The sequence below is a fragment of the Psychrobacter sp. AOP22-C1-C5 genome, assembly GCF_052378885.1.
GTDB lineage: Bacteria > Pseudomonadota > Gammaproteobacteria > Pseudomonadales > Moraxellaceae > Psychrobacter.
The window spans coordinates 51,057-65,188 of sequence record NZ_JBQSYC010000007.1; the positions used below are offsets into that span (position 1 = coordinate 51,057).

Genomic DNA, 14,132 nt, shown 5'->3' on the forward strand with positions numbered 1-14,132 from the left:
GACTGTTCATAAGTAGCTATTGATAAACCGTCATAAAGCCGCCTTTATTAATACGTCTCAATTACCTGCATCAGCTCATATCTGAGCATATCAGCACTCGGCATACGCTCCGCATGAAAGCGGACAATGGGAATGCCTGCACTCGCCAAAGCTTTGTCCTTCTTGTCATCCGCTTTTTGGCGGGCTTTGCTACTGTGTGTCCAGTCATCAAGCTCAATGGCAACCAGCGTGGTCTGAGCATCCACATCAACAATCACATAATCGACGCTTTGGCGACAGATACGATTGAACCAAAAGCTGCGCTCGGACGTCTCATCACTGTTGGCTTCAATGACACGTGACAGTTGAACTTGAACAAAGATATGATATTCCGGCAAGGCGTTTTTTAACTTCTTAAAAAATATCACCTCAGTGTCAGTCATAATAGGCATGGGTGCAAATGGCCAAATCGCTAAATCATCACCGCGGACAGGCTGTGGCTCAGGCTCAACGCTTTGACGTTTTGTTAACAATTTGGGTAAGACAATCAGCCCCAAGAAACCGACGGCCAAGATTAAAAATATAACGCCAAATGACATGGTTTTACCTTATACAATGTGAGAGTGACTGGCTATCTGTCATAACCTTACTTAAGACATTCATCAGTTAGTCAGTCACAACCAAACAGCCTTTGTAGGCTGGCAGGTTATACGAAAAAAAATAAAGAAAATCACTACTCATCGTAGCTAAGCTTGCGCCAATCGGCAAACAATAACGCAAAAAACACGACAGCAAGTGTCGTGTTTGATCATAAAAAAGCAATAAGGCAACTGGTTATATAAATATTAATTATTTGAGTCGATCAAAAGACCACCTCACTAGCGAAACTCATATATGATGTTAGCGCCAGTATAAAACCCACGCACCACTTGTATTGACCTTAGGATCACTGTTGATCTTATCTTTTAAGGCCAAAGCAGCAATCTTACCGCGCTCAGGCCCGACAATGACTCGGACGCCGCGACTGGTAGGACTGGTTTTTACCTGATAACCTGCGGCTTGGAGTTTTTTTGCCAACTCATCCGCTTTACCCTGATCATTTGCCAACGCTACCTGTACACCAAAGCTGCCCTTGGCATCGGTTTCTTTGACTTCTTTACGTGCCTCACTGAGTTTCTGCTGGGCTTCACGTTTCGCCTCAGCTGACTTTTCAGCAGCGGCGGCTTCCCGCTCTAAACGCTGTACTTGACTGCGCGATGGAATCTTTATGCTTTGACCCAGCTTTAGTGAGGTTGACGGTGAGATATTGTTCGCTTGAGCCAAGACCTCTACAGGCATATTGTACTGTCTTGCCAGCTTAATAAGTCCGTCCCCTCTTTTGACTTGATAATCAGAAGGTGATTTTGGTGGTTCTTTTTTAGCCGCTTCTGCAGCTTCTCTATTCCTTTCAGCCAACGCTTGCACCTCAGCCTGCTTTTTTGCTTCGGCTTGCCTTTTTACCTCCGCTTCTCTTTTAGTTTCGGCGGCTTTTTCCACAGCCGCTTTTTCTCTAAGAGCGGCTTGTCGCTGGGCTTCTTGTTGCTGCGACGCTTCTGAGATTTGCGAAGCCTCTGGGGTTATGGGCGATGTCAGCGCTGTTGTTGCTGAAGGAGTGGTTCCTTGTGCGGACTCTGTACTATCGCTGTCCTCAGCGGCTGGTGTAGTGCTAGCAACGTATTGCTGACTTTCAGCATGCGCTTTCGCTAAAGCTTGCGCTTCAGCAGCCTCTTGTTCTGTCAAAAACTGCTGAGCACGTCTTTCTTGCTCAGCGACGCGAGCTGCACGCTCTTTTTGTTTTTGTGCCAAGATACGTTTTTCGGTCTCGATATCCGTTGTTAATGGCTGTAGAGAGTCTTGCTCGCTACTTGGCTTATCTATCAATGCGGACGGTAGGTGTGGCTTATGATTGTCACCAATTTGTTGTACCATCGCGTATAGCATCACGCTACCGCCTATAATCATCCCAATGCCCAATAAGGCTTGTCTCGAAAAATTCATCCGTTTACGTCTCTTAGTTGGTGATATGGTTGATTGAGTGGCGTCGCTATCGTCTCAAAAACACATGATTAGATAGCGTTGATCAGCAGACCTTACTGTCGATGACGTCCATTGTTTCTCAAACTTTATTGAGTCTGTCTAAAGCACTTTGATTATAAAGCATATTTTTCATACTGTCTGCTACCATGCTCATGCTAAGGTTAACATTAAATCACTGTTGCTTTAAGTTAAATTATCATATGTCGAGAGCCGTTAATGCCTCTCCAATGGTATGAAAAGAGCCACAAACAACAATCAAGTCTTGTGGTTGACTGGCATTGATAACCGCTTGTGTTGCATTTGCTAATCGCTCAAACTCATGTATCTGAGTCTCATCAATATAGCTCACTAAGACGCCTTGTAACTGTTCAGTGCTTGCTGCACGTGGGTAATCAATTTCAGCAATAAACCATTCACTAATAGGCAAACCCGCCTCGGTCAAGCGCTGTACGACTTTATCAATATCTTTATCACCCAGCATTGAAAATAGCATTTTAATCGTTGCAGGTGCTTGGCTGTCTCTGGTTTGATTGACCAAATGCTGCTGCCAAAATGGCAACAACTGTTTTAATAGAAACTCAACGCCTTGTTCATTATGTGCCACATCAAACAGCCAATGACGCTCTTTTGCCTCACGATAATCAAATCGACCTGCTAACTTAACTGTTTGCAGTGCTTGTTCAATGGCTTGCATATCCACATTTAATGAACTTGCCAATACGGCTGATAAAGCATTGGCCGTGTTCGTTAACGATAGGGCTGGACGCGGTAGCTGCATGGTAACAGACGCATTACTGTACTGCCATGTCTGTGAATCGATGTCGCGGTAATCAAAATTTTGACCGACTTGATAACAAGTCGCTTGATGGGTATCAATGGCTTGCAGCACGCTGTTTGGCATGTCTTTACTACCATAAACCAAAGTGATACCTTCACGTAAAATCCCTGCTTTTTCTGCGCCAATAGCTTCTACATTATCACCCAACCAATCAACATGATCGATACCAATATTGGTAATCACTGCCATATCAGGATCGATGATATTGACCACATCTAAACGTCCGCCCAACCCAACCTCTAATACCCAAACGTCGCAATCCGCTTCGGCAAATATGAGCAATGCTGCCAGTGTCGTCATCTCGAAGAATGACAACGTCAAATCACACTGTAAGCGCGCTGCTTCTACTTTATTAAAGGCCTCAATTAAAGTCTGATCGCTGACCATCTCGCCATTGATGCGTACGCGCTCATTGAACACACTTAAATGTGGGGATTGATATAGTGCTGTTTTATAACCTGCGGCTTGACACATTTGCGCGATGACAGCAGTCGTTGAGCCTTTGCCATTGGTGCCTGCCACCGTAAATACATAAGCGTCGTCTTTTGCAGATTGCACAACCCCTAACGCTTCAGCGACTGGCAGTACTCGCGATAGCCCCATATCTATCGCAGAGACGTGTATCTGCTGCATATAATCAAGCCACTCAGTTAAGCTGGCTTCGTTATTTGGGGTTTGAGTAGAAGAGAGTAAAGAGTCAGACATGGGCGCAACCTATATAAACGTTGGTCATCAAGCATTAGAATAGTCGATTCGATTTAACAACGATACAGTGCGACTGGGATGAGTTTTTTGCAGCCTCTGTGTTAGCAGCACGCAAAAAAATTTATACCAGTCGCACGCGATTATTAACGTATCAATTTTATCTAGAGATGCTTATAAACATTGAGAATAAAAAACAAAGACAGTATAACTGGCTTGGCAGAAAGCAAAAATAGCATTTACCGTGATATGACGATAAATGCTATTCGTGGGTCTTACCTATTTGGCAGATATTAGCATAACGCTAAATCGTTATACACAAAATAGACTCATGTGCCTATTGAGCGTCTACATTGGGTACACGGCATAACTTGGCCAATAGACGATAAATAGTATCGATAAGCTGATGACGATGTACCACCTCATCCACTACCCCATGCTCCAATAAGAACTCTGCGCGCTGAAACGGCTCTTCTAGCGTCTCGCGCACGGTTTGCTCGATAACGCGCTTGCCCGCAAAACCAATCATCGCTTTTGGCTCTGCCAAGTGGATATCACCAAGCATCGCAAGCGATGCAGTCACACCGCCATACACGGGATTGGTCAATACCACAATGTAAGGGATGCCTGCAATTCTTAAACGCTCAATAGCAGCAGCTGTTCGCGCCATTTGCATTAAGGACAATAGACCTTCTTGCATACGAGCCCCACCAGAAGCGGCAAAGCAGATCAAAGGCACTTTATCTTCGAGAGCTTTTTCGGCTGCTTGTATAAACCGATCACCGACCACCGACCCCATAGAACCGCCCATAAAGCGGAAATCAAACGCACAAGTGACGACATCGAGATTGCGCAGTTTGCCATACATCACAATCAGTGCTTCACTCTCTTTCGTTTTCTCTTGTGCTTCTGCCATGCGCTGTGGATATGGCTTACTATCCACAAAGCTGAGCGGGTCTTTGGCAGTAAACTCTTGCCCAAGCTCCCCATTAACTTGATCAAGTAACCAGTTTAGGCGTTCACGAGCACTCATCGGCAAATGATGATCGCAGTGCGGGCACACGTAACAGTTAAAAATCAGCGCAGTATTGGTAATCATTGAATGGCAACTGCTACACTCAGTAGAAGGTTCGGTCTCTACTGCGGTCAATGGTGCAGTCAGCTGTTGCTTGATACCAGGTATTGATCGATTGAACCATGATTGTCCAGCCATATTGCTGTTTTGCTCAAGGCCAGTTGCATTATTATTACTAGAATCGGGTTTTGTTATCGTATCAGTCATATTATTCGCCACTATTAAAGGCTTACGGCAAGTTGGCTCATTCACTTGTCCTTAAGAGTAGATTTAAGAGTCACACAGTCATAACATGAGCAGTTATAAGGCACACTTTTGTGCAACTGTAACAATTTATAGGTGAGGTTAGTTTACACACGTAAACTAAGTTTAGCAAAGCCATTTAACACTGTCTTTATAAACATTTTCCCAAAAGCAATAATGACTCACTCTACTCAGCGGTTTTTATTTTGATAAATTTGAACGTTCCCACTTACACAACCAAGTGTTGAACGCTCTATTAATAAAAACCTCAGCCATAACGACATCCCAAAAATTGTATCTTTTAATACTTATACCTTTCAAACGAAGCTAAGCACTCAAACTGTCAAGAGCCGCGCGCAGCTCATCCATTTTATCCATAATGTTTCGCTGTGCATTTGCAACCGCAGTGGCATCGTTGGCATCTATGTCCGCAAAGTTCTGTACCAAGGCACTGCCTACAATCACACCATCTGCATGCGCGCCAATCGCTTTGGCTGACGCGGCATCACGGATACCAAAACCCACACAGACGGGCAAATCTGTCTCGGCTTTAATTGCTTTTACTTGGGTTGCCACATCGTCTGTATTGAGGGTGGCTGAACCTGTCACCCCTTTTAAAGACACGTAATAGATATAGCCGCCGCAATGAGTCAGTACTTGCTCACGGCGCTCCGGCAAAGTGGTAGGTGACAATAAGAAAATCTCATTCATCGCATGCTCAGTCAAATGCTGAGTAAAGCTACCTGCTTCTGCAGGCGGCAGATCCACCATCAAAATGCCATCGACGCCTGACTGCTCACATAGCGCGACAAAATTATCATAACCAATAATCTCAACCGGATTGAGATAGCCCATCAAGATAATGGGTGTTCGTGTGTCTTGCTGACGGAACTCTGCCACCATTTTTAAAGCGTCACGGGTGCTCGTACCGGCTGCTAACGCGCGCTCGCCTGCTAAGGCAACGACTGGACCATCTGCCATTGGATCAGAAAACGGCAAGCCAACTTCAATCATATCCGCGCCATGTTTGACTAAGTCATGCAGCAAGCCTACAGTGATTGTAGGATTCGGATCGCCTGCCATCACATAAGGAATCAGGGCTTTTTTGTTTTGTGCTTTAAGCGTTGCAAAAGTGCTTTCAATTCGGGTCATAGGATTCTCTTAATTCATATACAGTGGCTTAGTTGACCCTTTATTAAATATAAAATATCCAAAAATAAAGGGTCCTAAGCAATTTTTCTTATTGGTCTTTCTTATCGGTAATGAAGCAATAGCATATCAAAATACTGACAACTACAGCTCAATCCCTTCCGCTTTCATCACTGAATGCAGATCCTTATCACCTCGACCAGACATATTAACAATGATCGTTTGATCAGGTGTCATCGTCTTAGCAAGCTTCAATGCATAAGCAACCGCGTGAGCGGATTCTAGCGCAGGGATGATGCCTTCTTTACGCGTGGATTCATGAAAGCCCTCTAGCGACTCTTTGTCCGTACAGCCAACGTATTCGACACGGTTCATGTCTTTTAAGAAACTGTGCTCAGGGCCTACGCCTGGGTAATCAAGTCCTGCTGAGATAGAGTGCGTCTCTTGAATTTGACCATCATCGTCTGCCATCAGGTAGGTACGGTTGCCGTGCAGCACACCGATGCGGCCCGCAGCCAATGGCGCTGAATGGCGACCTGACTCGATGCCATCACCAGTTGCTTCAACGCCATACATTTTGACTTCAGGATCATTTAGGAAGTCAAAGAATAAACCAATGGCGTTTGAGCCACCACCGACACAGGCGACCAAGGCATCTGGTAATTTGCCTGTTTTTTCTAAATGCTGGATACGTGCTTCTTTACCGATAATCGCTTGGAAATCGCGTACCAATAATGGATAAGGATGCGGGCCTGCCACTGTCCCGATAATATAATAGGTGCTATCGACATTGGTGACCCAGTCGCGCATCGCTTCATTCATCGCGTCTTTGAGCGTACGAGAACCTGACGTGACTGGCACGACGGTCGCACCAAGCAAGCGCATACGATAGACGTTCATCTTCTGACGCTCGACATCGTCAGCACCCATATAGACGATACACTCTAGTCCTAAACGTGCTGCAATCGTAGCAGTTGCCACACCGTGCTGTCCTGCACCTGTCTCCGCGATGATGCGTTTTTTACCGCACATCTTGGCAAGCAATGCTTGTCCAATGGTGTTGTTCACCTTGTGCGCGCCCGTGTGGTTCAAATCCTCACGTTTAAAATAAATCTGCGCGCCGCCAATCTCGTCACTCAAACGCTTGGCATGATATAGCGGTGTTGGGCGACCGACATAATTGACCAAATCATTGTGGTACTCTTCCCAAAACGCAGGGTCGGCTTTCACTTTGGTATATAACGTCTCTAGCTCTTCGAGTGCTGCCATCAAGGTTTCAGAGACAAAGCGCCCACCGTGTACACCAAAATGTCCGCTCGTATCTGGGTACTGGTTAAAGTCTTGCACGTTTTCAGGATTGGTAAAGGTATTGACGGCTTTCGTAGTATTAGATAAATCTTTATTCACAACATGATTCATGATCATTCCTAATATAATAAGGGATATTTTTTAGTATAAATATGGGAGAAATAGGTTGAGTAGTGGGTCATTTTATTGGGATGGACTGGCTACTCTATATTCGAAAGTTCGCTAAGCGTCTCGTTTTGCCATCGATCACGTTTTACCGCTTTCATAAAGCCGCGCATTTTAGCAGCGTCTTTTTTACCTTTATCCTGCTCAATACCGCCGCTGACATCGACTGCATAAATAGGCAGCGCTGATGTCGCAGCAACATTTTCCGAGTCTAGTCCACCTGCCAAGATAATAGGCAGTGAGCTATCCTTTGGTATCAAGCTCCAATCAAAGCGTGCGCCCGTACCACCATATTTATGCTGATGATAAGCATCTAATAAAATACTGCTCGCCCCTGCTGCTGCAAACTTATCAATCTGAGCGCGAACGCTATCAAGTGTGTGCTGTTCGGCATTGATACGCAGCGCCTTAATCCAGCGCTTATTAATGGCGCTTGCGAGCTGCTCGCACTCTTCAGGAGTCTCATCACCATGAAACTGGATAATATCAAAAGGCACCGTATCTGCCAGCTCAATCAGCTCATCTTTTGGCATATTCACAACCAATGCCACCACACTCACAAAAGCTGGCACAGCCGCGCTTAGTGTCTTCGCTTGCATAGGCGTCACAGCGCGCGGGCTTGGTGGATAAAACACCAAACCCACCGCATCCACACCCAATTGTGTTGCTGTATGGATATCACTAAGCTGAGTAAAACCGCAGAACTTAACGTACATGTTGAAACCTTGAATACGACACTTAGTATGACAGTGCTAAAATATGACAGTGTCAAACTAAATAATGCCAAATGCGACAAAGTAGCTATAACAAAGTGGCTATGATGACAATTTGTTAATTGAGGGGCAAATCCATTGCATCAAAAAACTTATCCTAGCATACTTTTATTCCTAATTTTGTTTATGATTGAGATAAGGGTACTTGAATGTCTAAGACGGCAACGGCTGACCAAAAGAATAACAACAATAAGCATACTCGCGTAAGTCCGCCGCATTATTTGATGTGGTTCCGCCGTGACTTACGAGTCCATGATAATACGGCCTTGACCGCGCTTTGTGAACGGGCAGACGAAGACAACGCTCAAGTCAGTGCGCTATTTTTTCTGACGCCTGAGCAGTGGCAAGCGCATGATATGTCTTTGGCACAGATGGATCATATCGCCCGTACCTTGCCCGTACTCGCACAAACCTTACAAACGCAATTAAACATCCAACTAACCGTGCAGGTTGCGCCCAATTTTTCTGACTGTATTGATGCGCTAAGCGAATTCTGTACGGCAAATGGCATTAGCTGTGTCATGGCCAATCACGAATACGAAGGCAATGAGATTGGACGTGACGAACAACTCACCAAACAGCTTGCAGACAACGACATTGAGTTTGTCCGCTGGCACGATCAATGTGTTTTGCCACCAAATAGCATTACCACCAACGACGACACCATGTATCAAGTATTTACGCCATTTTATAAAAAATGGCGTCATACCTTGGATGTCAGTACCATTCAAGCTCATGAAGCACCAACGGTCAAAAACAACAACCTTGACTTAAAGGCATCAAAAGACAGTGCAAGTACTGTCAAAGAAATAGAAACTCTTGGCAAAAAGATAACTGACGAGTATCAACGGTCGCTGCAAGACTCTGAGTCGCTACAGCATATCGATATGGAAGCACAGCTTAAACAAGCACGTGATGCTTATCCTGCTGGAGAGACGGCTGCTTGCCAGCGTCTAGAAGCGTTCGTCGCTGATGATATTCATAACTATGATGTGAGCCGTGATGTGCCAAGCCTACATGCAACCAGTCAACTGTCCGCTTACCTGACAATTGGGGCGATCAGTCCCAGACTTTGCTATCTAAAAGCAAACAAGGCGCAAGAAGCATTGCACGGCAATGATAGCGACAACAATAGTGATAATGACGATATCAATCGCTGGATCAGTGAGCTGGCATGGCGTGATTTTTATCGTCATGTTCTAGTCGACAAGCCTGAGCTAATCCGTCATCAAGCGTATAAAGATGAGACAGATAAAAATATCAATTGGTCATATCATGATGAGGATTTTGAAGCATGGTGCTCAGGCAAAACTGGTGTGCCACTGGTTGACGCTGCGATGAGGAGTCTCAGTGCAACAGGCTTTATGCACAATCGTCTAAGGATGGTGACTGCCATGTTTTTGACCAAAGATTTATTGATTGATTGGCGATTGGGCGAGCGCTATTTTATGCAGCAGCTTATCGATGGAGATTTTGCTTCTAACAATGGTGGCTGGCAATGGAGCGCCTCTACCGGCACAGACTCTGCGCCCTACTTTCGCATTATGAACCCCTTTAGCCAAGCCAAAAATCATGATACTAATGGTGAGTTTATCAAGACTTGGCTACCTGAATTAAAAGAGGTTCCTACCAGTATTTTGCACTCAGAAGACAAACTGCGTAAAGCATTGAGTAAGGGCGGCAAATTTGCCAAGCTTGACTACCCTGTGCCGATGGTCGAGCACAAGGCAGCACGCGAGCTTGCGATTGCAGAGTTTAAAAAGCAATAACACCAATTGCTCATTTAACTGGCTTTTGAAGTGGTTGCGGGCAACTGGCATGCGCCTGCACCTTGCGTAGTGACCGTTACTGTAGCTCCAGTGAGTGCAAATAACTGCTGCAACTGTGTTTGTGCGTTTTGTAGCGCCATGTTCATGACATCACCGCGGCAAGCACGTTCAAGCACTTCTTTTTTTGCCATGCTTTGTGCTTGCGCTAAAATCTTAGGATCAACCTGCATCAACCCAAAGGCGCCCGTCTGCCAGTCATAAATTTCAATGTCGTCCAAATAGACTGAAAATATCTCTGAAGGCGGCAAGGTAATATTGATTTGCGACATCATCGATGCAGAGGCAGCTTCTGTATTTTGAACATCATCTCCACTGATCGGTTCAGGCTGCACCACTTGGACCATCTCAGGCGTCAATGCACTCAAATCAATCCCCGCCTCTACGCGACCACGAGCGATAAACAAGCCTTTTTGTTCATCTTGCCAAAGCTTCATCCAACTACCGGGACGCTCGCTAGTGATTACGGTATCTACGCTAAACGCGACTGTCTGCAAGCGGTTAAGCTGCTGGATTTGCGTGATCACACCCTCACGAGTGATGGTCTCTATGGGTTCTTCTTCGGTGATATTTTGAACACTATAAATAGCAAAGGCAATCGCTGCTAATCCAATCAGCAATATTACCCATGACATCATCGCAATGGGTCTTCTTGCTTGTGAGTTGGTCGCATTGTGATCAATAGAAGATCGATTATCCGGTTTTTTCATATAAGCTACCTTAAAATTTGACGTTTATTTTTATAAAATGCAGAAAAAACAACGATTTAAGAGATTAATGCCGTTTTTACATCTCAACTTCAAGTAATAGCTACCAATATTTTACATAATTGTTCATTGTTTTCTTTGACCAAGACTGCTTATAACGGTCTTTCTTTATAGTTAAACTGAGCAAAAATCCGGTTAGAAGTCTCTTATTTGACGCTTTAGACTAGGTTCGCTTTGAAAAAATAAAAAATCATTGCGTCTCAGACGAACTTTACCTAACATAGTCAGATTGCGTTGATAAAATGTCGGCATAGATGAATTCACTAGGTCTTTGAACCAATAGTTAGTCTATGAACCACTAAATATATTGATACATCAATCAGAATCCACCCCTCTTTTAATAGAGCGGTTTTGTTCATGTGCTTTTTATAAGCATTTTAGTCGCTATGACATATCCCAGATTATTGCTAAGTAATAACGGTAAACTTGCGGCGGCAACGAAACGATTAGCCATACGCTTAACATCCTTCTATTTCTTATTTTTTATCGTTGATAAGGTTACGCTTTATTTATGAAAGCCAGTCAATTTTTATTTGCCACACTCAAAGAAACCCCAAGTGATGCCGATATCGCCTCAAGCCAGTTGATGGTACGTGCCGGTCTGATTCGCAAAATTGCTTCTGGGTTATATATTTGGCTGCCCATGGGGCTACGCGTCTTACAAAAAGTCGAACGTATTGTTCGTGAAGAGATGCAAAATGTGGGCGCGCAAGAAGTGCTCATGCCGATGACTCAGCCAGCAGAGCTTTGGCAGACGACGGGACGTTTTGACGATTATGGTCCTGAGCTATTGCGCTTTAAAGACCGTCATGATCGTGACTTCGTATTGGGTCCCACTCATGAAGAAGTCATCACCAACCTTGCTCAAGGCGAGCTACGCAGCTATAAACAGCTACCGATTAGTTTTTTCCAAATTCAAAGTAAGTTCCGTGATGAGATTCGCCCGCGCTTTGGTGTAATGCGCGCGCGTGAATTTACGATGAAAGATGCCTACTCGTTCCATGTTGACCAAACATCGCTAGCGCAGACTTACCATGACATGTATGAAGCCTATACGCGTATCTTTACCCGTTTGGGTCTAGACTTCCGTGCGGTACAGGCTGATACAGGTTCTATCGGTGGCTTTGCCTCTCATGAGTTCCATGTATTGGCAGACAGCGGCGAAGACGACATCGCCTTCTCAGACACCTCTGATTATGCAGCCAATGTTGAACTGGCTGAATCGGTAAGCACAGCCGAGCGTCAAGCGCCAAGCCAAGAGCGCGAGAACGTCTTAACAGAAAATATGCCCACTTGTAAAATGGTCGCTGAACATTTAGACATTCCTTTAGAGCAAACGGTCAAAACCTTGATCGTGCATGGTCATACAGAAGACGGTGAGCCGCAACTGATTGCCATCGTGTTACGCGGTGACCATCAGCTCAATACCATCAAAGCCGAAAAAATCGAAGAAGCCAATGTACCATTAACTTTGGCGTCTGATGACGAGTTAAAGGTTGCAGGTTTGCATAAAGGCTATATCGGCGTTGATTTAGATATGCCTGTATTTGTCGATCGTTCGGCGGCTGCTTTGTCTGACTTTGTGGCTGGTGCCAATGAAGTGAACAAACACACTACTGGCCTGAACTGGGAGCGTGATGCTCGCATCACTCGCGTTGTAGACGTGCGTAATGTGCAAGAAGGTGACCCTTCTCCTGATGGCAAAGGCAGCCTAAAAATCAAACGCGGTATCGAAGTGGGTCATATCTTCCAGTTGGGTGACAAGTACTCAAAAGCGTTGAACTGTACCGTATCAGGTGAAGATGGTAAGCCAGTCACGCTGATGATGGGCTGCTATGGTATCGGTGTTAGCCGTATTATTGCCGCTGCCATCGAGCAGAACAATGATGAGAACGGTATCATGTGGCCAAATACGCCAGCAGTCGCTGATTCACTAGCGCCTTTTGAAGTGGCTATCATACCGATGAAGTCAAAAGAAGAGACGGTCATGCAAAGGGCGACAGCGCTTTACGAAGAGCTAAAAGCTCAAGGCATCAATGTGCTACTTGACGATCGTAACGAGCGTCCAGGCGTGAAGTTTGCCGATTTAGAATTGATCGGTATCCCGCATCGTATCGTCGTCTCTGATCGCAATCTTGCCGAAGACAAGTACGAATACGTCAATCGCCGTGAGACAGAGAAGCAAATGCTAAGCCGTGAAGAAGTATTGGCAAAAGTAAGCGGTAAATAGCTTTATTAGCAAAGAATATAAAACGAAAAGCGCCTACCTCATTAAATGAGATAGGCGCTTTTTTATATTGACCTTACTACAGTTATCTATTGACGAATCAAACGACTTGGCTTCGGCATCAAACCAATGTCACTGACGCGGCACGGATTGATATCAATACCACCGCGGCGCGTATACCAAGCACGTACCATGAGCTTACTTGGCGCGTAGTATTGACTCAAATCCGCAAATATCTGCTCCACGCATTGCTCATGAAAGCCATTGTGCTGACGAAAGCTTAATATATAACGCAACATATTGGCATTACTAAAGGGCTTGTCAGTCGTTATCGAAACAGCCAGCGTACCCCAATCTGGTTGATTGGTCACCGGACAATTACTGCGTAGCAAATTAGAGTAAAACGTATAAGGCTGAGGCTTGCCACCTTCTAAATTACTATCATCTACCTGCGTTTGATCCTGCAACAAGGACGCATCCGGGTGCTCGCATAGCGCAACTTTGCCTGTGCTGTCTGACAGGGCATCTAGGGCATTATCAATACAAACGCCTTCAGGCTGGGCAATCAATAGGCTTGATATATCATTCTCTAAGCCAAACAGCTCAACTGTAACATCCGCTTGCACACACGCTGACAAGTCTTTGGCAATCAATACTCTGACAGCTTCCCAAGTGGCAAACTCAGTAAAATTGATGCTGTTCAAATACAGCTTGAGCGATTTTGATTCGACGATACATGGCGAGCTGGCAGGAATGCTAAAGCGTGCTATAGCGACTTGCGAGATACCTTGCGTGTTGAGCCACGACATCTCAAAAGCCTGCCACCAATCGACGCCGAGCGTCAATTGTTCTGTGTGCCAACCGATGACATCACGTCCCATACTGCGCGCAATCGGATATAACGTCTCTGGGCTATACTCAGTGGGATAGTCCGTAGTTTGTTCCCCTAAAATACCGTGAATACTCATAAACTGCCTTGATTACCAAATAATGTGAATTGTATT

General features: G+C 45.1%; 11 protein-coding genes. 2 read left to right on the forward strand and 9 right to left on the reverse strand.

The window, feature by feature from the left end; translation table 11 throughout:
• Positions 1-47 precede the first annotated feature (47 nt).
• The 7 genes from ACT3TH_RS10265 to ACT3TH_RS10295 form a co-directional block, all read right to left on the reverse strand.
• Positions 48-578, reverse strand: coding sequence for a DUF2726 domain-containing protein (locus tag ACT3TH_RS10265; protein WP_444755736.1), 531 nt, complete (start codon positions 576-578; stop codon positions 48-50).
• Positions 579-879: 301 nt separating this feature from the next.
• Positions 880-2,016 carry a LysM peptidoglycan-binding domain-containing protein gene (locus ACT3TH_RS10270; RefSeq protein ID WP_444755737.1) on the reverse strand — a complete coding sequence of 379 codons (1,137 nt, stop codon included), beginning with the start codon at positions 2,014-2,016 and terminating at the stop codon, positions 880-882.
• A 235-nt stretch (positions 2,017-2,251) separates the two neighbouring features.
• Entirely contained in the window at positions 2,252-3,598 is a 1,347-nt protein-coding gene (gene folC / locus ACT3TH_RS10275; protein WP_444755738.1) for a bifunctional tetrahydrofolate synthase/dihydrofolate synthase, read from the reverse strand.
• 334 nt (positions 3,599-3,932) lie between these two features.
• Positions 3,933-4,808, reverse strand: a complete 876-nt coding sequence (gene accD, locus ACT3TH_RS10280) for an acetyl-CoA carboxylase, carboxyltransferase subunit beta (RefSeq protein WP_444755800.1) — start codon at positions 4,806-4,808, stop codon at positions 3,933-3,935.
• A 432-nt stretch (positions 4,809-5,240) separates the two neighbouring features.
• A complete protein-coding gene (gene trpA / locus ACT3TH_RS10285; RefSeq protein WP_444755739.1) occupies positions 5,241-6,065 on the reverse strand; it encodes a tryptophan synthase subunit alpha in 825 nt (274 codons plus the stop codon).
• Positions 6,066-6,206: 141 nt separating this feature from the next.
• On the reverse strand, positions 6,207-7,481 hold the full coding sequence (gene trpB / locus ACT3TH_RS10290; protein ID WP_444755740.1) for a tryptophan synthase subunit beta: 1,275 nt from the start codon (positions 7,479-7,481) through the stop codon (positions 6,207-6,209).
• Between the two features lie 89 nt (positions 7,482-7,570).
• Positions 7,571-8,251, reverse strand: coding sequence for a phosphoribosylanthranilate isomerase (locus ACT3TH_RS10295; RefSeq protein ID WP_444755741.1), 681 nt, complete (start codon positions 8,249-8,251; stop codon positions 7,571-7,573).
• A 206-nt stretch (positions 8,252-8,457) separates the two neighbouring features.
• On the opposite strand from ACT3TH_RS10295, the gene ACT3TH_RS10300 reads away from it, so the two are divergent.
• On the forward strand, positions 8,458-10,077 hold the full coding sequence (locus tag ACT3TH_RS10300) for a cryptochrome/photolyase family protein (RefSeq protein WP_444755742.1): 1,620 nt from the start codon (positions 8,458-8,460) through the stop codon (positions 10,075-10,077).
• A gap of 14 nt (positions 10,078-10,091) precedes the next feature.
• Here ACT3TH_RS10300 and ACT3TH_RS10305 read toward each other — a convergent pair whose 3' ends face one another.
• Complete coding sequence (locus ACT3TH_RS10305) at positions 10,092-10,844, reverse strand: DUF4230 domain-containing protein (RefSeq protein WP_444755743.1); 753 nt, start codon at positions 10,842-10,844, stop codon at positions 10,092-10,094.
• 568 nt (positions 10,845-11,412) lie between these two features.
• On the opposite strand from ACT3TH_RS10305, the gene ACT3TH_RS10310 reads away from it, so the two are divergent.
• Complete coding sequence (locus tag ACT3TH_RS10310; protein WP_444755744.1) at positions 11,413-13,131, forward strand: proline--tRNA ligase; 1,719 nt, start codon at positions 11,413-11,415, stop codon at positions 13,129-13,131.
• Between the two features lie 86 nt (positions 13,132-13,217).
• Here the strand turns inward: ACT3TH_RS10310 and queF are convergent, their stop codons facing one another.
• The gene (gene queF / locus ACT3TH_RS10315) at positions 13,218-14,096 is read right to left on the reverse strand and encodes an NADPH-dependent 7-cyano-7-deazaguanine reductase QueF (protein ID WP_444755745.1); all 879 of its coding nucleotides are present in this window, start codon (positions 14,094-14,096) and stop codon (positions 13,218-13,220) included.
• Between the last annotated feature and the right edge of the window lie 36 nt (positions 14,097-14,132).